This window comes from Anoxybacillus tepidamans PS2 (assembly GCF_000620165.1).
GTDB lineage: Bacteria > Bacillota > Bacilli > Bacillales > Anoxybacillaceae > Anoxybacteroides > Anoxybacteroides tepidamans_A.
This window is the reverse complement of sequence record NZ_JHVN01000002.1, coordinates 186,929-211,677: the sequence shown is the minus strand read 5'-3', so window position 1 is coordinate 211,677 and position 24,749 is coordinate 186,929. Positions and strand designations below refer to the sequence as shown.

Here is a 24,749-nt window from a genome sequence, read left to right as displayed (position 1 = left end):
AGTGGTTTTTCTCTTTTGTCAGGTGGATTTTATTGTGCATATGTGCCGCTTTATTTTCGGTTCCGGCCATTCAGTCCTTTTTTCATTTAAAAAAAGATTCGGTATTTGTTCTATTTATGTTTAGCTTATGTTGCGTACTAATAATGCAGTATACCTTCTTGAAAACTACAACAGGCCGAAGCCGCATAGCAAAGTTTATTTATCCCATCGGAGTTGGCCTTGATTTTCTCGTATTAGTGTGGCTGCTTATGATGACGGGAGGAACAAACAGCCCGTTTGTTCCAATGACATATTTAGTGGTTATGCATGCCGCATTTTATTGGGGGATGCCGGGCGCTATTGTGGCCACCACCGGCTTTGTTGCAAGTTTTATCGCCATGCTTTTGCAAAAGGAGCAGCCGGTCTCTATTCATTTCCTATCGCATATTGGATGCCTCACCGTTGTCGGTTTATTTGGAGGTTTTATTGTTTCACGAGAGAGAAAGCATTTCTATGAAAAAATGACGCTAAAAAAGCAGTTAAGGGTTGATTATTTAACAGGATTATACAATCAACGGTTTTTTCATGAATCACTCCGGCGCATTTTGCACAAAACAGAGCCTTATACACTTGTATTAGCGGACATCGATCATTTTAAGCTTATTAACGACCAATATGGCCATGTAATCGGAGACCTTGTATTAAAAGAAATTAGTAAAATTCTTGCCGAGTGTGTAGGACGGGAAAAGGGCAAAGCTTTTCGCTGCGGAGGGGAAGAGTTTGCTTTTCTATTCCCTGGTGTTAATCATCAATGTGCTAAGCGAGTAATCGAAGCCATTTATAATGAATTGTCGAGAACGACATTTGGGGACAAAGCTCTCAAAGTAACGATGAGTTTTGGTGTTGCGAGCCGGGAAATCGGGGAAAAAGAGAATGAATGGCTCGAGCGGGCGGACCTTTTGTTATATAAAGCAAAAAACATGGGCAGAAACCGCGCGATTTTCGATGACCAATCGATTTTGGTTAATGCAGCTGCATCTAAAAGAATGGACATGTATAACACACAAACGAAAATTACTAGTTAAATAATGAATCTATCATGAATGTGATAAAAACAAGCAGTTGTCAAAATATTTCGCCTCGTTACTCTAGCTATTTACCTTACGGAGAAAGGATCGTTGCACTTATTCATGCGTGTTCGACTATAAAAGCGAAAACCATGATGCTGTCCACCCTTTGGAACTATTACTGTATTATATGAATTTCAAAGAGGGTGGGGTTTTTTTATATTTTTTACGCAAGTTCGCTCAGTGTTACAATGCGTTTTATTTTCATGAGATCCGTGAATCTTGCTATTATCTTTATACTGCTTTCTGTTGAAACACTACAATAGGATGGTGAATAATTTTATGAAAGAACTAATTGAAAGAATGAAGAAGGACCCGTTTGCGCAATATTTAGGAATCTCCATTGATGAGGTTAAAGAAGGGTACGCCAAAGTGTCAATGGAAGTCAAGGAGCATTTGCTTAATTTTCACGGAAGTACAAACGGCGGGGCGATTTTTTCTTTGGCGGATGTAGCTTTTGCATGTGCTAGCAACTCTCATAACCAAGTTGCTGTCGGCATCACTATGACGATGCACTATATGAAAGCTAGCTTCGCAGGTGAAAAGCTAATGGCGATTGCGCAGGAAGAGACCCAACCGCACCGTCTCGGCTTATATCGAATTACCGTTGTGAATGAAAAGGAAGAATTAATTGCGCTTGCCGAAGGAATGGTGTATCGAAAGAAAGAGCCGTTTGTTTCAGGTGTGTAACAGTACATACTTCCTTAAAACGAACACATATTCATCGAGAAATTTCCTCTTTCTAAACGGACTGTATAAATAAAAATAGGTTATAGACAGAGGTCTATAACCTATCATCAACCTAAAAGGGTATTTTATTTGCGGAGAGATTGAGCGACAATCTCTCCATTTTTTATATCTATGTGAATGTGTGTGACATCTTCTGTTTCGTCAAGGAGCACATCGGCGATTTGATCCTCAACATGTTCTTGAATTGCCCGGCGAAGCGGTCGGGCGCCAAATGCCGGATGGCATCCGATTTCTGCGAGTTTTTCCTTCGCCTCTTGCGACACTTCGAGTTGGATTCCCTCTTCTTTTAGTGTTGCTTGGATTTCGGCAAGCATTAGTTCAACAATTTGCAGCATATGCTCTTTTTCAAGTGGTTTAAATTCAATAATCGCATCGAAGCGGTTTAAAAATTCCGGTTTGAAATAAGAGTTTAACGAATCGATTATGCTTGTCCGAGCACCCGCTTCTTTTCCGAAACCGACGGTAATTTTTTTATCAGTTGCCCCTGCATTGCTTGTCATAATAATGACCGTATCTTTGAAGCTGACAGTGCGCCCTTGGCTGTCCGTTAAACGGCCGTCCTCTAAAATTTGCAAGAATATGTGCTGCACATCTGGATGCGCCTTTTCAATTTCATCGAGCAAGATGATGCTGTAAGGATTGCGGCGCACTTTCTCCGTCAATTGTCCTGCTTCTTCATGGCCGATGTAGCCAGGAGGCGAACCGATTAATTTCGCGACCGAGTGTTTTTCCATATATTCGCTCATGTCTAAACGAATCATCGCATCTTTAGAGCCGAATAATTCTTCGGCGAGCGTTTTTGTCAATTCGGTTTTACCGACACCGGTTGGTCCGACAAATAGGAATGAGCCAATTGGGCGGTTTTTCGCTTTTAATCCTGCTCGGCTGCGGCGGATTGCTTTGGCTACTTTTTTAACCGCCTCGTCTTGGCCAATCACTTTTCTTGCTAAATTTTCTTCGAGCATTTTCATTTTCGTTTTTTCGTTTGCTTGAAGTTTGCCGACAGGAATACCTGTTTTTTCTTCAACTAACCGCTGAATGTCAAGAGCGTCTATAATTGGCGTTTCTTGCGTCTGGCTGTTTTGCAGCTGCTTTTCTAATTTGAGTTCTTCATCACGCAATTTCGCTGCTAGCTCATAATTTTCTCCTTTAGCTGCTTGTTCTTTTTCTTTGGCCAATTGAGCAAGGCGTTCTTGAATTTGTTTTTCATCTGTCGGTGTAATCCGCAAGTTTGCTTTTGAACCAGCCTCATCTAGCAAATCAATCGCTTTATCCGGCAAGAAGCGGTCTTGAATATAGCGCTGCGATAAAGCGACACAAGCGTTAATCGCCTCATCTGTATATTTTACTTGATGGAATTGTTCATATTTTGCTTGAATCCCTTTCAAAATGTTAATGGCCTGTTCAAGCGTCGGTTCATGGACGATGACAGGTTGAAAACGCCGTTCAAGTGCGGCATCTTTTTCAATTTGTCGGTATTCTTTTAACGTTGTTGCACCGACGACTTGCAGTTCACCGCGTGCGAGTGCCGGTTTTAAAATGTTGCCCGCGTCCATCGAGCCTTCCGCAGAACCCGCGCCGACAAGCAAATGAATTTCGTCAATGAAAAGAATAACGTTTTTGCGGCGCTGCAGTTCGGCAATCAATTGTTTCATGCGCTCTTCAAATTGTCCGCGAATGCCGGTGTTGGCAACAAGAGAAGCCACATCGAGCAAATATACTTCTTTGTTCAACAGCTTAGCCGGAACTTGTCCTTCAACGATTTTCAAAGCAAGTCCTTCAACGATAGCTGTTTTACCAACTCCTGGTTCCCCAATTAACACAGGATTGTTTTTGTTGCGGCGATTTAAAATCTCGATGACACGTTCAATTTCTTTGTCTCGGCCAATGACAGGATCAATAAGTCCCGCTTTGGCGAGCTGCGTTAAGTTGCGTCCAAATTGATCAAGGAAGCCGCCGCCGTGTTGTGACTGTTTTATTGATTCAGCAGAAGATGATGTAAAATCTATATCTGAATTTGGAGAAAGGAAATGATTGAAAGGGAATGTTGAAAAATCTCCAAATCCTAAATTCATTGGCATTTCAAGTTCTTGTTTTTGTTTCTCATAACATTTATGGCAAAGTCGTAATTGTTTTTTCTTATTATTAAATTGTAAATTAACAAAAACGGTTGCATTCTGTTGTTGGCACATTTCACACATCATGAAGTCCAACCTCCTTTTGTTTGACTTTGACTATCTTTGACTTTTGTTTTTATTATAATTTGACCTTTTTTGACTTTCAAGTAGTTTTTTGAAATTTTTTGTGGGAAACGTGAAATGTTTTTGAAAAAAGTGTGAACAATGGCTTGTAGTAGGGAGAAGGTATGCTATATTGAAACGTGAGGAAAGAAAGAGGGGAGAAAAGACAGTGAAGAGAAGCACATTTGTTTCAGTCTTTGTTATTATTATAGTCATCCTAGCTATGATGAACGGTTGCGCTCAAACAACAAAAGAGCCGGATAAGCCGGCGATTCTCAATGTAAAAATAGATGTAAAATCGCCGATTGCGCTCCAGAAAAAGACGGAAATTGCCTGTATTGTCACATACGGCAAGGAAAAAGTAACGAATGCAGATGAAGTAAAATTTGAAATTTGGAAGCAAGGGAACGGACAGCATGAAATGTTGCAAGCAAAACATAAAGGAAACGGAAAATATGCGGTTGAAAAAATATTTACAGAGCCAGGAACGTATTCTATTGTGGCCCATGTAACGGCACATAACATGCATAATATGCCAAAAACCGATGTTGTAGTTGGCCAACCGTCTGAACAGGCTGAAAGCGGTGAACATCATGAAGACCACGATGACAGCTTGACCGTCAATCTTCATGAACACATATATGAAGCAGGGAAACCGGCGGAGCTAGCCGCCCGTATTACTCACGATGGCAAGCCGCTTGTAAATGTATCTGTTCATTTTGAGATATGGAAGGAAAATGCCGAGAAACACGAATTTATCGATGCGCATGAAAACGCTAATGGAGAATATAGCGCGACGGCAACATTTAAAGAAAAAGGTACTTATTTTGTAAAAGTGCATGTAGAATCAAAGCAGTTGCACGAACATAAAGTAGAACAAGTGACTGTTCGATGAACCTTCCACATCTACATTTCATTTAGAGGTGGGAGACTTCTCGGTGAATGTGTTAAAAAGGATGTCTCGTCGACATCCTTTTTTCTTATTTGTCTTCGTCTTTCTTTGCCGATTCCTTCATATATATACATCAATAGAAGGACAAGAAGGATGAGGTGTAGAAAAGGTGTCCAAAAAATGGTCGATGGCTTGGCAAATCGCAGCGGTATATGTTGGAACGGTTGTCGGTGCTGGATTTGCCACAGGAAAAGAGATTGTCGAGTTTTTTACGCAATACGGGGTGTTCGGAACGATCGGCGTTTTTATAAGCGGAGGATTGTTTGCGTGGAGCGGTGCGCGTATGATGATGATGGCGCGAGCATTGCGCGCTTCTTCGTACAAGCAGTTAAATGATTATTTGTTTGGGAAAACGGCAAGTTCAATGATTACAATCATCATGACAATTATGATAGTAGGAGTGACATCGGTAATGTTATCAGGCGCTGGGGCGCTTTTTGAGGAACAGCTTGGCCTTTCAAAACAAGTGGGCATAGCGTTTACTATATGCCTCGTCTTCGCTGTGATGCTTTATGATGTGAAAGGGCTGTTTGCGGTAAATGTATTAATTGTCCCGATGATGTTATTGTTTAGTTTTTTTCTTTTTGGAAAGCTCATGCTCGGAGAAAAATGGTGCAATATTTCATTTTTTCCTCACTATTCATGGCGTGCTTTTTTCTCTCCGTTTTCCTACACAGCCTTTAATTTAGCGATGGCGCAAACCGTTCTTGTTCCATTGGCCGTTGAGGCTGAAGATGAACAAGCGGTGAGGTGGGGGGCTTGGCTTGGCGGCATATTGCTCACTCTTATTTTGTTAAGCAGTCATATCATCTTACTTTCGTTTCCGCATGTTTTGCGCTACGATATTCCGATGGCCAAAATTGTTCAAACGTTTTTTGCTTATTTTTACTGGTTGTATCTTCTTGTGATTTACGGAGAAATTTTTACATCTATCGTGGGTGGGGTATTCGGTTTAAAACGGCAATTTCGCACATTTGGTTCACTTTTTTTTCTAATCGTACTGTTTGTTATTTTGTATCTGATCAGCCTATTTCGCTACGGTTCACTCTTATCATTTTTATATCCAATTTTTGGGTATATAAGCCTTTTGTTTCTTCTTTTGCTAATGTGCCGGAAAATACCTCGATTGTAAGGCATTTGTCACTATATGACAAATGCTTTGCTATTTTGAAGACGAGTGCTTGTAAGTAGTCGGGAGAGGCTCATCCCAAAACTTGTGTCTATAAATAGGGGGAATTGTAATAATGCATAAAATAAGGAAAGGGAGGAAAACTAGCTAATAAACGAACGAGCGCTTGAGGGGATTTACGAAATGTCCATTTTTTCATTGTTGTTTAAAAGTAATAAGCCAAAACAGGAAACGAAAACATTACAACAATTGTTAGACATGTTAAAGCAATCAAGCGATTTTGCCAATGTGCAAATTCAAACTGGCAACTATCACGTTTCTATTTTTTATTTCGATTCATTGGTCGATCCGAAACTTTTGCAGCAGCAAGTCCTTTGTCATCTGCAACAGGAATTGCCGAAATATACGTCTTTTTCGATCGAGAATTTACAGCAAATTATTCCGATACAACGAATTGAAGTGACTCAAGATGTGGCAACGATCGAAACAAAACTGCTCAAAGGGTTTGCTATGATTCGATTTGCGGATATTCCCGACTGCTGCGCACTCGTCAACCTAGCGAGCGAAAACTTGGGGTTGCGGCAAAACAATGAATCAGAAAATGAATTTAGTGTCGTCGGTCCGAAAGTAGGATTTGTTGAAAACATTGGTACGAACTTGCATTTACTGCGGCGGCAAATTGTGACACCAAATTTAATTTTCCGTGAACTAACATTGGGCACAGTGTCAAGAACTAAAATCGTCATTGCTTATATTGAAGGAGTTGTAAATGAACAGACGCTTGAAACAGTTCTCCAGCGGGTTAGTGAAATTGAGTTTGACATTGTATTTGACGCATCTTTGCTTGATCAATTATTAGCGGACAACTCTTCTTCACCGTTTCCCCCATTTGTATCTACCGAACGGGTTGACAAGGCAATATATGCATTGGTTGAGGGACAAGTCGCGATTTTTGCTGACGGATCTCCATACGTGATTACCGGTCCTTCTACATTGTTTGACTTTTTTACATCGCCGGAAGATTATTATTTGCCGTGGATTCTCGGTTCATTTTTTCGCATGATCCGCATGTTTGGCGTTATGTTTTCAGTTTTGGCGTCGCCCATTTATGTTGCTGTATTGACGTATCATTATGAAATGATTCCGAAAGATTTGCTTGGGCCCATTATTTTTTCGCGCTCTAATGTTCCGTTTCCTCCAATATTAGAAGTGCTATTTCTAGAAATTACGATCGAATTATTGCGGGAAGCTGGTGCACGCTTGCCGACTAAAGTAGCGCAAACTCTCGGTATCGTTGGCGGTATTGTCATCGGGCAGGCTTCTGTTGAAGCGGCGCTTACAAGCAATATTTTGCTCATTATTGTGGCGCTAGGTGCGCTTGCCTCTTTTACGACTCCGATTTATAAAATGTCGAATACGATTCGTTTTATTCGCTTTCCCATTATTCTATTTGCCGGATTTTGGGGTGGGCTCGGTATTGCTTTTGCTATTTGTTTGCTTTTAATCCATTTAGGCAAACTTCAGTCGTTCGGCAATCCATACCTAGTGCCATTATATCCGTTTCGCGCGAAAGATTTTGCGGACAGTCTCATTCGTTCTCCTTACCAGATGACAGTAAAGCGTCCAAGCTACTTGCGCCCTCGCTTGCTCTGGCGATATAACCCGAAGAAAGCGAAACAGAAAAAAGATATTGATGAGTAAGAGAGGAGATAGTATGAAACGGGCTCTCTATTTCATTTTAGTAGTTACATTTATGCTTGCTGGATGCAAAAGCTCCCGTATCGTCGATCAAGTGCAAATTATTCATGCAATGGGATACGATTGGAAGAAAGGAAAATATGTTGGCACGGCCATTTATCCAACGTTTAGACAAGGCCCGATGACAAAACCGGATATTTTAACGACGGAGTCATCGACCACGTACGATTTAATCCCGCGTCTTTCCTCGAAATCGGCGCTGCCAATCGAGGAAGGACAACTTCGCTTAGTGTTGTTTGGGAAGTCTTTTGCTAAAAAAGGCATTACGGAAATTGTTCATAGTTTAGCGAGAAACAACAAGGTTGGGATGCGTTTGCAACTAGCGGTCGCGAAAGGGGATGCGGAGCGATTGCTGCGCATTACAGCAGAAACGACGTTGAGCGATACGCTTTATTTATCCAATCTCATTGAACAAAATATTCGCGAAATGAACTTGCCCAATACGAACTTGCACATTTTTTTATACAACTATTTCGGGAAAGGGCGCGATCCGTTTTTGCCTTATTTAGAAAAAAAGGGGAATTTCGTAAAACTAGAAGGATTGGCGCTTTTTAAAGACGGAAATTATGTTGGACGAATTGATTTGCGCCAGTCGTTTCTCGTGAAGCTGCTACTCGATGAAACGAAGAATGGTGTCTACCAAATACCAATTTCCAAAAATAAAAAAAAGGGACGCGTATTGCTAGAGAATTTGTTTGCAACATCTCAATATTCATTGAGAAGAGGAAGAGAACCTATTATCGATATCCATCTTCGCATTCGCGCTTCTATTCGCGATTATCCAACGTGGCTTGATTTGCCCAACAAGAAGGAATTCCAGCTTGTCCGCAAACAAATGGAAAAACATTTAAATAAGGATATTACCGCGCTTATTTCCCTTTTTCAAAAAAAAGGAGTCGATCCGCTTGGGATCGGGGATTTTGTTCGCAGTCATACAAGGCATTGGGACGAAAAATCATTTTATAAGGGATACAGGCATTTACAAATTCGGCCGCACGTAAACGTTGACATTATTCAGACGGGGATTGGCGAATAGTTGAGGCCCGAAAGTGTGGAGGGACATTATGTATGAAGCAAGGGAATCGTGAACGGTTTTTAGTGTCACCGTTTTTTGTATTTTTTACCATTCACGGTGCACAACTAGGAGTGGGAGTTCTTAGTTTTCAACGCCGTCTCAATGAAATAGTGGGGCATGATGGTTGGATCAGTATCATTATTGCCGGATTGGCCGTACATGTTCTCATATGGATGGTGTACAAAATTTTTCAGGCATCTGGCGAAGGCAAAGACATCGTTCGGGTGAATATAGAGTGTTTTGGAAAATGGATCGGGAATCTGTTAAATGCTGGACTGCTTGTTTATTTTCTTTCATTTGCGCTTGTAGTTTTGCGAACGTATATTGAAATTATTCAAGTGTGGGTATTCCCATTGATGGGAACTTGGCAATTTAGCTTGATATTTTTATTGTTAACATATTACACGGTATCTGGCGGATTCCGTATTGTCGTCGGTTTATGTGTTTGGGGATTTATCGTTCCGCTTTTGACTATTTTTCCGATGCTGTTTTTTTCACTTGAGTATGCCCATTATCGAAATTTCTTGCCGGTATTTGACCATTCCATTGTTGATATTTTAAAGGGAGCAAAAGGGGTGACGTTTGAGTACCTTGGTTTTGAGATGATTTTGATGTATTATTCATTTGTGAAAAACGCCCCGCAGTCGCAACGATGGGCACAGTGGGGAACCGCTTTTACAACGTTGCTTTATTTAATAGTGATTTTTATCTCGACAGTTTTTTATAATGAGGAGCAAATTAAACATGTTATATGGCCGACATTGACACTCGCCAAAATTCCGGAAATTCCGTTTATTGAACGGGTCGAGTATATTATTATTTCTACTTACGTGTTTGTTATTTTCCCGATTATTTGTTTAGCGGTCTGGGCGGTAACCGGCGGATTAAAACAAATGACTTCATTGAAACAACGCAAATCCCTTCCAATTATTTTGGCTATATTATTTGCTGCTTCTCTTTTCTTTAACAAACGTGAAGAAATCGCTTTGCTCGATCAAATCGTGTCAACGACGGGTTTTTACGTTTTGATTATCTATATTCCAAGTCTTTACGTATTTGTGTCAGTAAAAAAACGATTTCAATCTAAAGCTAGTATGCAATGAAGAAGTGTGGTATAGTATTGGTGGAAAACATGATAGAAGAAATCTGCGCTGCTATCTTGGTTGCGCAGGAGAGGTTCTAGAACAACCCTCTATAAAAAACTAGGGAAGGCTATATCCTTAGGAGGGGGTATGGCTTTTTTGTTTTAGAACGCTCTTTCTTCTTGAAAAAAAGAAAGGAGAGCGCAAACAATGAAAACAGAAAAAGCGGTTGTTGTGTTCAGCGGCGGCCAAGACAGCACGACATGTTTGTTTTGGGCGCTCAAACATTTCGCCGAGGTTGAAGCGATTACGTTTGATTATAATCAGCGCCATCGCCTAGAGATCGACGTTGCTTCATCGATCGCAAAGGAACTTGGCATCGAGCATACGGTGCTTGATATGTCGCTGTTGAACCAATTAGCCCCAAATGCGTTAACAAGAAGCGATATAGCGATTGAACATAAAGAAGGAGAGCTTCCGTCCACATTTGTTGATGGCCGGAATTTGTTGTTTTTATCGTTTGCGGCAGTGCTTGCCAAACAAAAGGGAGCGCGCCATCTAGTGACAGGCGTTTGCGAAACCGATTTTAGCGGTTATCCGGATTGTCGCGATATATTTATTAAATCGCTCAATGTGACGCTAAACCTAGCGATGGATTATCAATTTGTGATCCATACTCCGCTCATGTGGCTTAACAAAGCAGAAACATGGAAATTGGCTGACGAGCTAGGGGCGTTAGAGTTTGTCCGAACAAAGACATTGACTTGTTATAACGGCATCATCGCGGATGGCTGTGGTGAATGCCCGGCATGTATCCTTCGAAAGCGGGGATTAGAACAATATTTGCGTGAAAAGGCAGAGGTGACCGGGCGATGATGCACCAGCTTTATCCGCAAGTATGGCACAATTACCGCTATGAACTAAATAAAGATATGCACATTGCCGCAGCCCATTTTATTCCGCATGAGAGAGCAGGCAAATGTGCAAATGTTCATGGGCACACATATGTTGTTAACATTACAGTAGCCGGTGATGAACTTGATGACACAGGATTTTTAGTCAACTTTCAAAAGTTGAAGGAAATCGTTCACGGCAAGCTCGACCATACGCTATTAAATGATCATCATGACTGGTTTGATGCCGAAAACAGCGACCATTTTCCAACGACAGAAGTGGTGGCACGAAAAATATATGAAGCGGTACAAGAATACTTAGATGCTTTACCGCACAAGCCGAAATGTTTGCAAGTGTTTGTGCGCGAGACGCCGACCAGCTATGTAGTCTACCGGCCGAAAGCGGGGGAACAATAATGAGCAAAACGATTCCTGTGCTTGAAATTTTCGGTCCGACCATTCAGGGAGAGGGAATGGTGATCGGACAAAAGACGATGTTTGTTCGTACCGCTGGTTGCGATTATTCATGCCGTTGGTGCGATTCGGCGTTTACATGGGATGGAACAGCAAAAGAAGAGATTCAGCAAATGACGGCAGAAGAAGTCTGGAATCGTCTTGCGGAACTCGGCGGCGACCGTTTTAATCATGTGACCATTTCCGGCGGCAACCCTGCTTTATTAAAATCGCTTGATGAACTCGTGCAACTATTAAAAATAAAAGGAATTCGCATAGCGCTAGAAACGCAAGGGAGCCGTTGGCAGGATTGGTTTTATGACATCGATGATTTAACAATATCGCCAAAGCCGCCGAGTTCGGGAATGGATACGAATTTTACTATATTGGATGAAATTATTAAAAAATTAACGGATAAAGGTCGGATGTCCAACATTAGTTTAAAAGTTGTTGTTTTTGACGACGAGGATTTTGAATATGCGAAAAATATTCATGAGCGTTATCCGGCTGTCCCTTTTTATTTGCAAGTTGGCAATGATGATGTGTCCGAAACAGATGATTTGACATTGCGCGTAAAGCTGCTTAATCAATTGGAATGGCTCGTCGAAAAAGTAGTGCACACACCGGAAATGAATGACGTCCGCGTGCTCCCGCAATTGCATGCGCTTTTATGGGGCAACAAACGCGGGGTTTAATAAAAATCGAAAGGAGAAATCAAGATGGCAGGAAGAAAAGATGAAGAATTGCAAGGGGTGACGCTCCTTGGCAACCAAGGAACAAAATATTTATTTGAATATAGTCCGGAAATATTAGAGGTATTTGACAATAAGCATCCAGACCGCGATTATTTTGTGAAGTTTAATTGTCCAGAGTTCACAAGCCTATGTCCTAAAACGAACCAACCTGACTTCGCAACGATTTATATCAGCTACATCCCGGACAAAAAATGCGTCGAAAGTAAATCGCTCAAGCTGTATTTGTTCAGCTTCCGCAATCACGGCGACTTCCATGAAGACTGCGTGAACATTATTATGAACGATTTAATTAAAGTAATGGAACCGCGCTACATCGAAGTATGGGGTAAGTTTACACCGCGCGGCGGCATTTCGATTGACCCATACTGCAACTGGGGACGGCCGGGAACAAAGTACGAAAAGATGGCGGAATATCGCCTGATGAACCACGATTTATATCCAGAGAAAGTTGACAATCGGTAATAAACTCCCTCCTCGAATAATTGAGGAGGTTTTGTTTCGAAAAAGTCCAAAATTGATAAAACACCGACCGCTACCCGCGGTCGGTGTTTATTTAATGATTTTATAGTTCTTGTGATTCACTACGGTTCGTTCTTGCAAATCGAGTTCTTTATAGTTTTCCATATATGTTAAATCAACGATGACAGAGTTTTCGTTGACTTTTTCGACAATGCCACGCAATCCGTTTTTAAATTCGATAATATTGCCCACTTCCGCTTTTTGCATATGCATTCTCCTTTTCAATCTTCTTTGTTATAGTTTGCCTCATTTTCTTTTATAAGTAAAGTGTCCTTTGTTCCTAATTTTTCAGAAAACATGAAAGGACGGCCTATAGCCGTCCGAGTTGGCAAAATCGCTTGATCGACATGTGCCAATAAATATCGAATATCCAACTATAGTTGTTTTATTTCGCAAACACATGGTTGCCGATGACAACAGTTACTTGTTTCGAGCGCAGCCAATTGCTTTTCGCCGTTTTTGGATTATAGAAAAATAATGAGCCTGATCCTAAACCGCGGAAAGCAAGGGCTTCTTCAACGGCCCGATATGATTCACGGTCAGCGCGTTCACGAATGGTTCCGTTTTGAACAGGAGTAAACGCGTAATGGCCGCCAGAGCGCTCATAAATGACTCCTTTAATCGTCTTTGGAAAATCAGGATGTGCAAGACGATTTAGTACAACGGTAGCGACCGCCACTTTTCCAGCAAAAGATTCTCCTTTTGCTTCAGCGTGAACGAGGCGGGCTAATAAGTCTTTGTCGCTTGCCGAAATAGTCGGTGGAATGCGCAGCCTTTCCCCCGGAAATAACCGATCGTTTTGTTTATTATTCAGCTTTTTTAGCTGTATTAACGGTACGCCATATTTTTTAGAGATTGTCCATAGCGTTTCTCCTTTTTGCACTGTATGCGTTGTTTGGGCGTTAGCATCTTTTGCAAATAACAATGCAGACAAGCATGCTGCTGCTAAAGCGAGATGTTTAAGCTTTTTCATAAATTTCCCTCCTTTTCGTCCGCTCGCTACTAGACTAACAAGGATTTATATTTGAATCATTATCTAAATGTTGGAAAATGCCTCTATCTATTGATATAACAGCACTAATCATTACACTGGAAAGTTTTTCATTGTTGTTGAAAATGTAATAAATTAGAAATTTTTGTGCAAATCATAACGCAAACTCCCTATTTCTATACCAATTTTTCTCTTTTTTTAGATAAATTGTTTGCCTTTTTCTTCATTTGGCTATTCGACGATGATGTTTTTGTTCGCTTATTGTAATAGTACCGCGGAATCTACAAAAGCGCGCTTTTGAGAAAGGATTTATGGGGAGAATGCAGCCGTTCGAGCGATTAGAAGAAACGTATCGCCCGATGATCGTCAGTATTATGAAAAAGCTCCATGTAACAAAGGAATGGGATGAATATTACCAAATTGGTTTAATTGCATTATGGGAAGCATCAAAGCAATTTCAAGAGGAGAAAGGAAGTTTTTCGTCTTTTGCTTATAAAAAAATATATTGGTCGATGACTTCCTACTTGCGTAAACAATGCCGAGGAAAAAAGAATGAATGTTCACTTACAGAGAGCATTGCGAATACGATCCCTGATGGTCGAAAGAGCGATTATGATGATGGTTTGTTAGAGGCACTATTACAGCCATTAACGGAGCGGCAAAAGAAGTGGGTAATTGGGTATATCGTGGAGAATAAATCGTTAAAAACCATTGCTGAAGAAGAGGGAGTAACAGTGGAAGTCGTGAAAAATTGGAGGGTGACCGCATTAAAAAAATTGCGCAAACAGACATGGTTGCAGTAATCTCCCTCCGATCAAAAGCGGAGGGAGTTAATTTCTTGGTTTCTCTAAATAATGATAAATGACATGTCCACCGTGCTGAGCTACGCCGCGAAAATGCTTAAAATCGCTCCGTTTTACGAGGACAGATCGAAAGAGGAGAAAGTCCTCTTTTTTCACAAGCAGTTCTGAAATTTTTCCATCGCGCAAGTCATCAAGCAATTTGGTGGCTAATGTCTCGTCCATATCGCTCACCTCCATGGTTCTATTGTAGCGCAGTTGAAGTTGATTGAGGAGGATAAACACCCATTTTCTTTTAGGGCAAACACCCTTTGCTTGTTTGTTCATACAATATGGTGGGTATGTGTCATAGACCATACCTAATTATGAGACGAAAGGGCGAGGACAATGAATGATTGGAATCCATATATGAACTATTCCAATTTTTCTCGAGACAATTATGATGTGGATGATGTAATACGGAATGATAACAATGCGCCAGCACTGCCAGCGATGCCGGCGACACAAGCAATGCCGGCTGCACCAACGATGCCTGTCCCACAGGTAATGCCAACGACATATACGTATGTTCCTTCGTGTGGTTGTTCACCAATGCCAATGTATGGAGAAGTTTCACCTTGGGCAGGAGAAACAACATACCCAATGGCTACTATGGGAGGCGAAAGCCTAGGAATGATGCCGCCTATGGGAACGTCACCAATAACAAGTATGCCGATCATGTCTGGGGCACCAACAATGGGAATGCCAATTCCGATGGGAAGTACAATGGCAGGTGTGCCTTCTCCGATGGGAACAACGATATCCGGCCCAAGTTATTACGGAATGCCTGGATATACCGTTCCACAAGGATATTACCCATACCGGTAAAAGGCAAAAGACCGCAGCTTTTATTTCTGCGGTCTTTTTGACAGTTGTTACAGTCTATTTATTCATTGATTCGATAATTCCTTCAATGAGACTAATATCATTCGTTACTAAAAAGGCAGGAAGCAAAACAAGGATGATTAAAACCGTCGCGTAAGATGCAACTGTGTTTTTTAAAATTTTACTCATTCGCATCTATATCACTTCCTTTTGCTTTTTTATATTGTTACACTTTTGTTATGATTAGTCAATATTTTCTGAATTTTTTTATATTGAATGGTAAAAAATTAGTATTTGAACGTTTTTTATCCTTTTGGTAAAATGAAAATGCAGTTTTATTATGGTTAGAGGGGTAGCAGTGTGAAAATACGGAAAGCCAATGTGTTAGACGAGCGGACAACAACGAATGTCTACATTTATGAAAACAAAAAGGAAGAATATATCGTTGTTGCCATTCCTGACATTGAATGGTCGTTTTTAATTCGCTACGAAGAAGAAACAGCACTATTGAGAGAGAAATTATCTGCATCGCTTGCCAAAACAGCATCTTTAGCGCAAGCAGATCAATTGGCAGAGAAGCTTTTATATTGGGTTCGTGAAATGTAAATAATACATTTGTACCGCAGAGCAAAGCAGGGCGGTGGAGCTTCATAGCTTCGCCGCTTTTACATTATGTTTAACACGTTAGGGGTTCGATGGAAAAGTGTTGACAAAACAGAAAGCAATTGTTGTGTATGTTCTATTTAGTATCGGTTGGATTATTGTGACGGATCTGTTAATGGAATTGTTTCATCTTGAGCATTTTACAAAAATTATTGTGAGCATGGGGAAAGGCGGAATTTTTGTTGTTTTATCTGCTGTGTTCCTTTATCAAATGCTGAAAAAAACGGAACAATTAAGAAAAACGGTAGAAGAAGAACAGCAATTGTCTACACTTATTAACTCGATGCCTGATTTTGTCTGTTTTAAAGATCATAAAGGTCGCTGGCTGCGCGTAAACGATTTTGGCCGAAAACTGTACCATCTAGAGGATGTGGATTATTTCGGCAAGACCGACCTCGATCTTGGCGAAATCGTTCCATTTTTTAAAGAAACGTTCGAACATTGCGTCAAAACAGATGAGGAAGCCTGGGAAAAAAGAGAAATGACCAGGGCAGAAGAATCGTTTATGACACCAAGCGGCGAAATCAAAACGTTTGATGTAATCAAAGTTCCTCTTTTCGGTGAATGTGGCGAACGAAAAGGGATATTAACGATTGGTCGCGACATCACACAGCAAAAATTGGCAGAAACGTTATTGTTAAAAAAAGAGAAGTTATCAGTGCTTGGCGAACTAGCGGCAGGGATTGCTCATGAAATTAGAAACCCGTTGACGTCGATTAAAGGATTTATGCAAGTGATGAGAGAGACAAAAACAACCAATGATTGGTATATAGGGATTGTGCTCAATGAATTAGAAAGAATCGATCAGATTGTAAGCGAATTGCTTGTGCTCGCAAAGCCACAAAGTCAATGTTATAAACCTTTTCCGCTGAGCGATGCGATTAATTATGTCGTTCATTTAATTATTCATGAGGCCACATTGAATAATGTCGATATTTCGATTGACGGCGATGCTTCTGATGCATTGATTTATGGAGATAAAAACCAAATTATTCAAGTGTTTATCAATATTATGAAAAATGCCATTGAAGCGATGCCAAAAGGAGGACGACTCCATGTGCGGGCGTGGAAAACAGAAGACCGCGTCCATGTGTCTCTTGCTGATACTGGCATCGGAATTTCGCAAGAACGTCTTGCAAAAATTGGAGAACCATTTTTTACGCTAAAAGAAAAGGGAATGGGTCTAGGTTTGACGACAAGCATGAAGATTATTCAAGAGCATAAAGGGACATTTGAGATTGAAAGCGAACTTGGAAAAGGAACGACGGTTTATTTGTCGTTACCGATGTATAAACAGGCGGAAGAGGCTGATCGTTAAAGAGCAGCCTCTTTTTTGTTGATAGTAGGAAAAATTAGAGCATGCGACAACTGGGGATATTGGGATAAATGGAGGTGCCGCTGCTTCTTTTTTATTTTTCTACCCATGTAGTTGTTGATTCAACCGGAAGTCGGAGTGAGTTGTGGGCAGGCGCAATGCTTTTTCCAACTGTAATAAGCATAACCGGAACATAGCGTTTCGGAATTTGAAATTCCTCCATTAATTTTTCGGCATTAAATCCGCCAATTGGGCATGTACCGAAACCTTTTGCAGTTGCTGCAAGCATGAGTTGCATCGCCGCTAAGGAGGCGTTGATTAGCGCGGCATCTCTTGCATACTGTTTATTCTCATACGCGCCGACAATCTGTTGAGCCAATGTTTCTTTGATTTCTCGTGTCATATGCCCAGCTTGTACTAATGGATCGTATACAGCATCTGTATTGCGATTTGCCTCAAGATCCCCTAAAACGACAACAACCGCCGAAGCGTCAACAATTTGTTGTTGATTATAGGCGATTGGAAGAAGGCGTTGTTGTGCCTCTTTTCCATGAATGACAAGAAAGTGCCAATGCTGTAAATTCCAAGCGGAGGGTGCTTTGCCAGCGATTTCGAGAATTTCCTCTAATTCCTCTTTGCTAATTGAAAAATTTGGATCATATTTTCGAATCGATTGCCGCTCGTTAACAACTGCTACAAAATCTTTTACAAAGCTTTCTTGAGCTGTCATGTTTATTCCCTCCTAAATAAAGATGAAAGTTAATATTAAATATAAACAAACTAACTTTAAGTAAGTTTATTAAACATTCCTATCATAAAGTTACTTTTGTCCTTTGTCAAACATTTTACTCGAGTGTTTTGAAAAAATTTTTTAGGGCTATCTATCCTTTTTCTAGCAACGTGCGATAGTAAAGGTGAAAGGAGGTGAAGGAAATGGCACAAGCGATTACACAACAATCCCAGCTTCGCTTAGTACTTCAGGCAGGTGTAGATGAAACAGGGAAGCCGATTTATAAGCGCAAAAGTTTTAACAATGTCAAAGTAACAGCCACTTCGGAACAACTATTTACTGTCGCGCAAGCGCTAGCCTCATTGCAAACACACCCACTTGTACAAATCGAACGAAATGATTTGCATTTTATTACAAATTGATAGGGGGAAAGAGAAATGGAGAAATCGTTAGAGCTAGAGTTTGTGAATGAACAAGGAAAGGCTGTAAGAATTGTTATTGATAATCCGATTGAGCCGGTAAACGCACAGCACGTATCTTCGGTAATGGATACTATCATTGCGGCCAATATTTTCACTTCAAATGGCGGCGACTTTGTAGGAAAACAAGGAGCTAGATTATTACAACGAGATGTGGCGGAAGTTTCATTAACATAGCAGACAATGGCCAGTTCGGCAACCGAACTGGCTGTTTTAAAAAAGAGTAAAACGGGATGGAGTGACGGAATTGGAAACCTACTTATCGCTAATTTCAGATGTCGGATTTCCAGCAGTTATTACGTTTTATTTACTTTATCGAATCGAGGCAAAATTAGATGGCATCATTGAATCAATCGAGCGGTTACCTCAACAATTATTAAAAAATTGAAATGCCTCATACAGAAAATCCTTATCCTTTTTGTATAAAGGGATAAGGATTTTTTATTGAATAATATTAAACTGCTTAATTTTTTGCCGAAATATATAGTAAGAGGGGATTGTCACGTGAGATCAACATAAAGGAATGGAGAAGATGAAAAGCAATCAATTTGTTCAGAAGTTGTTGGCAGATGAACAATTATTATTTACAGTAATGGATCAATTGTTTGATATCGTTTTTCTAATGAAAGTAGAAGAAGGACCTCGTTTTCGTTACGTGCATGTAAGCCCTAAAGCGCTTCATTTAGCAAGTTTGGTAGAAGAAGACATGGGGAAATGTATCGATGACATTTATCCAAAAGACATTTCTGACCATTTAAATACAAAATATCGAAAAGTAGTAGAGACGAAACGGATTATTACGTATCGCGATCAAATGAATATCGAGGGTGAATACCGCATTGCTGAATCGACGCTTATTCCGATTGTTGATCAGACGGGAGCGATTGTATATATCCTTTCATTTACGCGTGATATTACGGAAATAATGCGGAAAGAAGAGCAATTCGAAGAAATTAATCAGCTTTTTCATTCGCTGCTTACCCATTCGCATGATGCGTTTATTATGTTCGATCTTGAGGGGCGTATTTTGCGCGTCAACCGTGAATTTGAGCGGCTGTTTGGCTGGAAGGAAGAGGAGCTTCTTTCGAAATCGATCATGCAGTTTGCGCCTAAATATCGCTCCAAATGGTTAAGAGGATTAAGAAAGCTTAGTGCTGGAGAAAGTTTGACGGTCGTTCGGCTAGCGCTCGCTGATAAAAATGGTGCAAAGGTATATGTATCGGCCAACATTACCCCATTATTTGATAAAAACGGTAATGTCATTGCGGGGTTATCAATTATTAGAAACTTAACGGATTTAATTGAAGTACAGGAACGATTGAAACAAAGCGAAGAACTGTATCGGAGAGTAGTAGAATTTTTCCCGGATATGGTGGTCATTCAAGTAAACGGGGTTGTAACATATATGAATCCAGCCGGGCTAGAAATGGTCAAAGCCAAGTATATAGGTGAAGTAGAAGGAAAACAGCTAAGCAGCTTTCTTAGAAAAATAGATAAAGACGAATGGGTTGTCATATCGCTAGATGGCAAAACAAAAGAAGTAAAAGTATTTGAAATGACCGTCCCGTATGATGAACAGAAAGCGAAGTTTCTTGTCATTCGCGATTTGTCGGAGCAAAGAAGCAAAGAACAAGAAATCGCCTTTATGGCACAGTATGACTCGCTTACAGGGCTTGCTAACCGAAATTATTTGTGCGAAAAATTAAATGAGTTTCTTTTTTCATATAAAGGAGTTGCTGTTATATTAATCGATATTCATCGATTTAAATTTATTAACGATTTTCTTGGATACTCAAATGGTGATGAATTGCTGCGGCAGGTGGCAAGACGTTTAAAAACGATTCAGTCTGAACGGATATTCTTGGCGCGAATTAGTGAAGACGAATTTGTGATCGCCTGCGTTTATGAAGAAAAGGAAGAGCTTAAGCAAATGCTTTGCGAGCTTAACGCTTACTTGCAAGAACCTTATTTTATTGCCGGTGAAAAGCTCAACATTACGATTAATATGGGGGTGAGTTACGCCACAGACGCTAATTTGTTGTCAGTTGAAACACTGCTTGGCAGCGCTCATAAAGCAGTGTATTATGCAAAAATGAACGGACCGGGCCGCATTGTTGAATATCAATCGCATATGCGTGACATTTTCACTAAAAAAATACGATTGGAAAACGATTTGCAACAGGCGATCGAAAATGGTGAACTTTTTCTGTATTATCAGCCAAAGATTAATGTTCGCAATGGAACAATCAGTGTGGAAGCATTAATTCGTTGGAAGCATCCCCAGCTTGGCATGGTTAGTCCAGCTGAATTTATTCCGATTGCCGAGGAAACGAACAGAATCGATGAAATTGGAAAGTGGGTGTTGCGACAAGCATGTCGCGATTTGAAAACGTTCCGACAAATGGGATTCCTCGATTTGAAAATGGCCATTAATTTATCGGCACGTCAATTTTTGAATAAGGAACTAGAACAGAATGTGCGCAATATTTTCGAAGAAGAAAACGTAGATCCATCTTCTTTCGTGTTCGAAATTACTGAGACGGCCATCATGAAAGATCCGGCAGAAGTCACCGGGGTTTTAAAGAAATTTAAAAACTTGGGAATTGCTATCGCTATTGATGATTTTGGAGTAAGTTACTCATCTTTGAATTATTTAAACCGTTTTCCAGTTGATGCAGTTAAAATTGATCGTTCCTTCATCCGCAATATTAGTGAAAATCGAAAAGGTGAAGAAATTGTTGAGGCGATTATTTTACTTGCCCATAAATTGAATTTGTTTGTTACGGCGGAAGGCGTCGAAACTGCGGAACAGGTTCGTTTTCTCCTCGAAAAAGGCTGCGAAGAATTACAAGGCTATTATTTTGGCCCTCCTATTCCGTTTGAACAACTTCCGAAAACGTTGACGAAATTACAACGATTAATTGGGCAATGGAACAAATGATAATTACTATGTTGCCGCTTGTACTATTTTTTCGATCCGTGCATATCATGGAGAGGAAAAAGGGGGAGAGCGGAAATGAGCGATTATCGTTCCGATGTTTTTTATATTCAGCAAAAAGCGAACGAGGTGCTGCGATTGCTCTTAAAAGATGGTGTGATGTATGATACTGCACAGCTTAAATGTGCGACAGAACAACTAGCACGAGCAATCTATGATTTGACTGTGATTTCTGCAATAGAAAAAGTAGATGCAGAAACAACGCTTCAAGCGACGAAAGCAAAAATGCACATTGTCTGCAATTTATTAGAAAAAGCGAAAGCTGCGCACTCTTAACAGAGAAGGCATGTACAAGTGTTGTGCCTTCTTTTTTATTTAAAGCGAAACTTTTGGGATATGCTATTCGTAAATATGGCGGCGAGAAAAGTTTAAAGGAGAGTGAGGAATGTTTATTTTACAGCTAGCCGCTATTTTGTTTGCCTCAAAGTTGGCGGGGGATGTAAGCGTGCGGCTTGGCCAGCCGGCAGTGCTCGGAAAATTGCTTATTGGTATTATTCTTGGCCCGACAGTGCTAGGGATTGTCAACGATACAGAATTTTTAAAGGAAGTAAGCCAAATCGGCGTTATTTTACTGATGTTTATTGCGGGGCTTGAAACAGATATCGAACAGTTGAAGCGGACGGGAAAAGCAGCTTCATTTGTGGGAGTATTAGGAATTATCGTGCCTTTATGCCTTGGGTATATAGCGGGAGTTATGATCGGTTTGACGCCTATAAAGGCGATTTTTTTAGGGCTTTTACTGTCGGCGACAAGCGTCAGTATTTCCGTGCAGGCGTTAAAAGAGATGAATCAGCTTAAATCTAAAGAAGGCTCGGCGATTTTAGGTGCTGCTGTTATCGACGATATTCTCGTTATTATTGGGCTGGCATTTTTAATGAGCTTAACGGGCGGCGATGTTCAAATCGACGCTGTTATTATGAAAAAGATTGCATTTTTTGCTGTGGCCATTTTGTTAGCTTGGAAGGCCGTTCCTTTTATGTTGCGCTTGTTTGCGCCGCTCCGAGTAGATGAAGCGGTGATCTCCGCAGGGTTAATCGTTTGTTTTGCATTTGCTTACTTCGCTGAGGCGGCTGGGGTTGCTGCCATTATTGGGGCATATATAGCTGGGGTCGCGATTAGTTTCACAAATTATAAAGAAGAAATTTTCCATAAAGTTGAGACGATTAGCTATTCTATTTTTGTTCCCGTCTTTTTTACATCGATTGGGGTTGCAGCCGAGCTTTCCGATGTCAGCCAACATATTGGACTCATTATCGGTTTAAGTGTACTGGCGATTTTGACAAAATTAGTAGGTGCCGCGCTTGGCGCGAAACTGGCAGGATTTGAGTGGAGAAGCTCTATTGCTGTTGGAGCTGGAATGGTTTCACGCGGTGAAGTAGCGCTTATTATTGCGGGTATCGGCCTTGAAGCGAAATTGTTGACATCAGACTTATTCGCCGCTCTTGTGGCTGTAGTGCTTGTGACGACCATTGTCACTCCGCCTTTGTTAAAAGTCTTTTTTAAAGAGAGTCAAGCATTAGGCCGGCATTCATGAGCCGGCCCTTTGTTTAGCATATTCACAAGGAAGCCTCCTACATGTAAATGGAATACAGGTAGGGGAGGTTCATTAATTGCCATTTCCGTTTCTATATTAGGAACGGTTTTTCTTTGCTTGTTTTGCTGTATCTACACTATCTTGAGCCATTTCAGCTTCCGCTTTAGAAACGGTTGGATTGGCTACTTCTTGACTTACCTTGTTCTGTCTTCCTTTTTTAGCCATGCCACTTCCTCCTTATCATCATAATGTTTTTACGATAAAAAGTATGCCTTTAAAATAGCATTTAATTCATCATCGTGCCTTGTCGGAATTTGATGACGCGCCTTGTCAATATAGACGACACGCATATGGGGAAGCCGCTCCTTAAAGATTGACTCATAAGAATGCACGTAATGATCGCGGGCGCCGTATATCAAGAGAACAGGTGCATTTAAATTTGCTAAGCGTTCTGTGCAGCAATAGTGTAGGCCTGCCTGATACATGTGAAATAAATCATTTTGATTGACAAGACGCACATATTGCTCAATCGCTTTTTTCTCTGCGCGAGTTTTTCCATGGGCGGCTCCTAATACTTTCGCAAGCAGCGAAATCGCTCCGTTTTTTGCTGTATAAATACCGAGCAAGAATTCCAAATACAACAGAGGTGTGCAGACTTCGGAAAAACCGCCGATTAACACGATAGCCTCTACATGCTCTGGATAACGGAGCGCGAACTCTTGTGCAATGGACCCACCGTTTGAATAACCACACACAATGACTCGATCAATTTTTAGAAAATCAAGCAATCGATCAATGTCTTCGGCTAATAAAGGAATGGTAATCGTTTTGTTCGACGGGCTGCTTTTTCCGTTGCCACGCATATCATATGTGATGACGCGAAAATGAGAGGCGAGCACCCTTTGGTTTTGAAAAACGATGCTTCCCATTCCTGGAGGGTGGATAAATAAAAGAGGTTTGCCATTGCCCTCATCTGTATAATATAGGCGTATATCTTGTTCTATTGTCGCATATGGCATGACCGAACCCCCATTCATAAAACGTTGCTTTCATTAGTATGGATAAGATGTGTGGACAATATGATTTATATCTTTTAGAAAGAACATGTTTATTTGTACATATAAGGGGATCCGTAAGATTCGGTGATATTTAAATGGGGATATTCCGACGTAAAATGAACGAGAATCGGGCTAAAATCTAAGGAGGGATACGTCTGAAAAAATTGCCGATCACCGTAACGAATCGCCTCAAGAGCAAGCGGCAGCTCTTTTTCGAACATCTTTTTTCGTTGTTGACTTGCTTCTTGACTAATGTTTGCGTTCCCAACGTACACATAGACGAATAAAATAAGGGTTTGTTTCACTGTCTTCCATTCCGCCAATACCTCGTCGCGCATTTTGCTGAGACGTTCTACAGCAAACGCTCGACCAATATGCAAATAAAGATCACCTGTTGCATCGGAATGAGTCAGCGTATATTTTCTCCCAATAGCGGGGGTGTAAAGGCTTGTTTCGTCTCCCCATTGTATGTGAAGTTTCTCGGGTTTTAGTTGATTCATCATGTAAGTCTCCTTTTCGGTGTTTTTCTATAATGTATGTCTTCATAGTGGAAAAAGCTTCTTTCTTCAGCAAAGTCGATTATTGACGAACAGAAAATCGTTGCG

30 protein-coding genes and 1 riboswitch are annotated in these 24,749 nt (G+C 40.7%); of the genes, 21 read left to right on the top strand and 9 right to left on the bottom strand.

Annotation, left to right across the window (positions count from 1 at the left end):
- Nucleotides 1-158 precede the first annotated feature (158 nt).
- Both N667_RS19045 and paaI read left to right on the top strand, forming a co-directional pair.
- Complete coding sequence (locus N667_RS19045; protein ID WP_198020509.1) at nt 159-1,064, top strand: GGDEF domain-containing protein; 906 nt, start codon at nt 159-161, stop codon at nt 1,062-1,064.
- Between the two features lie 324 nt (nt 1,065-1,388).
- Nucleotides 1,389-1,796 carry a hydroxyphenylacetyl-CoA thioesterase PaaI gene (paaI, locus tag N667_RS0103910; protein WP_027408367.1) on the top strand — a complete coding sequence of 136 codons (408 nt, stop codon included), beginning with the start codon at nt 1,389-1,391 and terminating at the stop codon, nt 1,794-1,796.
- 125 nt (nt 1,797-1,921) lie between these two features.
- Here the strand turns inward: paaI and N667_RS0103905 are convergent, their stop codons facing one another.
- Nucleotides 1,922-4,060 (bottom strand): ATP-dependent Clp protease ATP-binding subunit, encoded by a 2,139-nt coding sequence (locus N667_RS0103905; protein ID WP_027408366.1) that lies wholly within the window; start codon nt 4,058-4,060, stop codon nt 1,922-1,924.
- A 259-nt stretch (nt 4,061-4,319) separates the two neighbouring features.
- Here N667_RS0103905 and N667_RS0103900 point away from each other — a divergent pair, with 259 nt between their 5' ends.
- The 9 genes from N667_RS0103900 (at nt 4,320) to queF (ending at nt 12,655) form a co-directional block, all read left to right on the top strand.
- Entirely contained in the window at nt 4,320-4,991 is a 672-nt protein-coding gene (locus N667_RS0103900; protein ID WP_051529948.1) for a FixH family protein, read from the top strand.
- A 184-nt stretch (nt 4,992-5,175) separates the two neighbouring features.
- Nucleotides 5,176-6,180 carry a membrane protein gene (locus tag N667_RS0103895; RefSeq protein WP_035098013.1) on the top strand — a complete coding sequence of 335 codons (1,005 nt, stop codon included), beginning with the start codon at nt 5,176-5,178 and terminating at the stop codon, nt 6,178-6,180.
- Between the two features lie 180 nt (nt 6,181-6,360).
- A complete protein-coding gene (locus N667_RS0103890) occupies nt 6,361-7,878 on the top strand; it encodes a spore germination protein (RefSeq protein WP_027408363.1) in 1,518 nt (505 codons plus the stop codon).
- A gap of 13 nt (nt 7,879-7,891) precedes the next feature.
- The gene (locus N667_RS0103885) at nt 7,892-8,971 is read left to right on the top strand and encodes a Ger(x)C family spore germination protein (RefSeq protein ID WP_027408362.1); all 1,080 of its coding nucleotides are present in this window, start codon (nt 7,892-7,894) and stop codon (nt 8,969-8,971) included.
- 32 nt (nt 8,972-9,003) lie between these two features.
- Nucleotides 9,004-10,113, top strand: a complete 1,110-nt coding sequence (locus tag N667_RS0103880) for a GerAB/ArcD/ProY family transporter (RefSeq protein ID WP_027408361.1) — start codon at nt 9,004-9,006, stop codon at nt 10,111-10,113.
- Nucleotides 10,114-10,177: 64 nt separating this feature from the next.
- A riboswitch (PreQ1 riboswitch) is annotated at nt 10,178-10,222 on the top strand.
- Between the two features lie 80 nt (nt 10,223-10,302).
- The gene (gene queC, locus N667_RS0103875; protein WP_027408360.1) at nt 10,303-10,968 is read left to right on the top strand and encodes a 7-cyano-7-deazaguanine synthase QueC; all 666 of its coding nucleotides are present in this window, start codon (nt 10,303-10,305) and stop codon (nt 10,966-10,968) included.
- Nucleotides 10,965-11,402 carry a 6-carboxytetrahydropterin synthase QueD gene (gene queD, locus N667_RS0103870; RefSeq protein ID WP_027408359.1) on the top strand — a complete coding sequence of 146 codons (438 nt, stop codon included), beginning with the start codon at nt 10,965-10,967 and terminating at the stop codon, nt 11,400-11,402. Before queC ends, queD begins: the two co-directional genes overlap by 4 nt.
- On the top strand, nt 11,402-12,133 hold the full coding sequence (gene queE / locus N667_RS0103865) for a 7-carboxy-7-deazaguanine synthase QueE (protein WP_027408358.1): 732 nt from the start codon (nt 11,402-11,404) through the stop codon (nt 12,131-12,133). The genes queD and queE overlap by 1 nt, the downstream gene beginning before the upstream one ends.
- Before the next feature lie 24 nt (nt 12,134-12,157).
- Nucleotides 12,158-12,655, top strand: coding sequence for a preQ(1) synthase (gene queF, locus N667_RS0103860; RefSeq protein ID WP_027408357.1), 498 nt, complete (start codon nt 12,158-12,160; stop codon nt 12,653-12,655).
- An 87-nt stretch (nt 12,656-12,742) separates the two neighbouring features.
- Here the strand turns inward: queF and N667_RS19280 are convergent, their stop codons facing one another.
- On the bottom strand, nt 12,743-12,919 hold the full coding sequence (locus N667_RS19280; protein WP_084278857.1) for a YkvS family protein: 177 nt from the start codon (nt 12,917-12,919) through the stop codon (nt 12,743-12,745).
- 178 nt (nt 12,920-13,097) lie between these two features.
- Nucleotides 13,098-13,685 (bottom strand): cell wall hydrolase, encoded by a 588-nt coding sequence (locus tag N667_RS0103850; protein WP_027408356.1) that lies wholly within the window; start codon nt 13,683-13,685, stop codon nt 13,098-13,100.
- A 338-nt stretch (nt 13,686-14,023) separates the two neighbouring features.
- Here N667_RS0103850 and N667_RS0103845 point away from each other — a divergent pair, with 338 nt between their 5' ends.
- Nucleotides 14,024-14,506 (top strand): sigma-70 family RNA polymerase sigma factor, encoded by a 483-nt coding sequence (locus N667_RS0103845; protein WP_027408355.1) that lies wholly within the window; start codon nt 14,024-14,026, stop codon nt 14,504-14,506.
- Nucleotides 14,507-14,533: 27 nt separating this feature from the next.
- Here the strand turns inward: N667_RS0103845 and N667_RS0103840 are convergent, their stop codons facing one another.
- Nucleotides 14,534-14,728 (bottom strand): hypothetical protein, encoded by a 195-nt coding sequence (locus N667_RS0103840; RefSeq protein ID WP_027408354.1) that lies wholly within the window; start codon nt 14,726-14,728, stop codon nt 14,534-14,536.
- A 162-nt stretch (nt 14,729-14,890) separates the two neighbouring features.
- Between N667_RS0103840 and N667_RS0103835 the strand changes: the two genes are divergently transcribed.
- The gene (locus N667_RS0103835) at nt 14,891-15,370 is read left to right on the top strand and encodes a hypothetical protein (RefSeq protein WP_027408353.1); all 480 of its coding nucleotides are present in this window, start codon (nt 14,891-14,893) and stop codon (nt 15,368-15,370) included.
- Nucleotides 15,371-15,424: 54 nt separating this feature from the next.
- Here the strand turns inward: N667_RS0103835 and N667_RS19930 are convergent, their stop codons facing one another.
- A complete protein-coding gene (locus N667_RS19930; protein ID WP_198020508.1) occupies nt 15,425-15,562 on the bottom strand; it encodes a hypothetical protein in 138 nt (45 codons plus the stop codon).
- A gap of 165 nt (nt 15,563-15,727) precedes the next feature.
- On the opposite strand from N667_RS19930, the gene N667_RS0103825 reads away from it, so the two are divergent.
- Nucleotides 15,728-15,973 carry a YueH family protein gene (locus N667_RS0103825; RefSeq protein ID WP_027408352.1) on the top strand — a complete coding sequence of 82 codons (246 nt, stop codon included), beginning with the start codon at nt 15,728-15,730 and terminating at the stop codon, nt 15,971-15,973.
- A 97-nt stretch (nt 15,974-16,070) separates the two neighbouring features.
- Nucleotides 16,071-17,348, top strand: a complete 1,278-nt coding sequence (locus tag N667_RS0103820; protein ID WP_027408351.1) for an ATP-binding protein — start codon at nt 16,071-16,073, stop codon at nt 17,346-17,348.
- Nucleotides 17,349-17,439: 91 nt separating this feature from the next.
- Here N667_RS0103820 and N667_RS0103815 read toward each other — a convergent pair whose 3' ends face one another.
- Nucleotides 17,440-18,075 carry a nitroreductase family protein gene (locus N667_RS0103815; RefSeq protein WP_027408350.1) on the bottom strand — a complete coding sequence of 212 codons (636 nt, stop codon included), beginning with the start codon at nt 18,073-18,075 and terminating at the stop codon, nt 17,440-17,442.
- A gap of 203 nt (nt 18,076-18,278) precedes the next feature.
- Between N667_RS0103815 and N667_RS0103810 the strand changes: the two genes are divergently transcribed.
- From N667_RS0103810 to N667_RS0103785, 6 genes are all read left to right on the top strand, one after another.
- Nucleotides 18,279-18,497, top strand: coding sequence for a DUF1659 domain-containing protein (locus N667_RS0103810; RefSeq protein WP_027408349.1), 219 nt, complete (start codon nt 18,279-18,281; stop codon nt 18,495-18,497).
- Nucleotides 18,498-18,512: 15 nt separating this feature from the next.
- On the top strand, nt 18,513-18,731 hold the full coding sequence (locus N667_RS0103805) for a DUF2922 domain-containing protein (protein ID WP_027408348.1): 219 nt from the start codon (nt 18,513-18,515) through the stop codon (nt 18,729-18,731).
- Between the two features lie 70 nt (nt 18,732-18,801).
- On the top strand, nt 18,802-18,942 hold the full coding sequence (locus N667_RS19275; protein WP_084278852.1) for a YvrJ family protein: 141 nt from the start codon (nt 18,802-18,804) through the stop codon (nt 18,940-18,942).
- Nucleotides 18,943-19,086: 144 nt separating this feature from the next.
- Nucleotides 19,087-21,495, top strand: a complete 2,409-nt coding sequence (locus tag N667_RS0103795; protein WP_027408347.1) for an EAL domain-containing protein — start codon at nt 19,087-19,089, stop codon at nt 21,493-21,495.
- A gap of 75 nt (nt 21,496-21,570) precedes the next feature.
- Entirely contained in the window at nt 21,571-21,828 is a 258-nt protein-coding gene (locus N667_RS0103790; RefSeq protein ID WP_027408346.1) for a hypothetical protein, read from the top strand.
- Between the two features lie 109 nt (nt 21,829-21,937).
- Nucleotides 21,938-23,086: a cation:proton antiporter gene (locus tag N667_RS0103785; RefSeq protein ID WP_027408345.1), complete on the top strand. Its 1,149-nt coding sequence runs from the start codon at nt 21,938-21,940 to the stop codon at nt 23,084-23,086.
- 96 nt (nt 23,087-23,182) lie between these two features.
- On the opposite strand, the gene N667_RS20305 is transcribed toward N667_RS0103785, so the two are convergent.
- From N667_RS20305 to N667_RS0103770, 3 genes are all read right to left on the bottom strand, one after another.
- Nucleotides 23,183-23,311: a hypothetical protein gene (locus N667_RS20305; RefSeq protein ID WP_269528342.1), complete on the bottom strand. Its 129-nt coding sequence runs from the start codon at nt 23,309-23,311 to the stop codon at nt 23,183-23,185.
- A gap of 29 nt (nt 23,312-23,340) precedes the next feature.
- Nucleotides 23,341-24,105 carry an alpha/beta fold hydrolase gene (locus N667_RS0103775; protein WP_035097974.1) on the bottom strand — a complete coding sequence of 255 codons (765 nt, stop codon included), beginning with the start codon at nt 24,103-24,105 and terminating at the stop codon, nt 23,341-23,343.
- Between the two features lie 89 nt (nt 24,106-24,194).
- Entirely contained in the window at nt 24,195-24,644 is a 450-nt protein-coding gene (locus N667_RS0103770) for a staygreen family protein (protein ID WP_027408343.1), read from the bottom strand.
- Nucleotides 24,645-24,749: the final 105 nt, after the last annotated feature.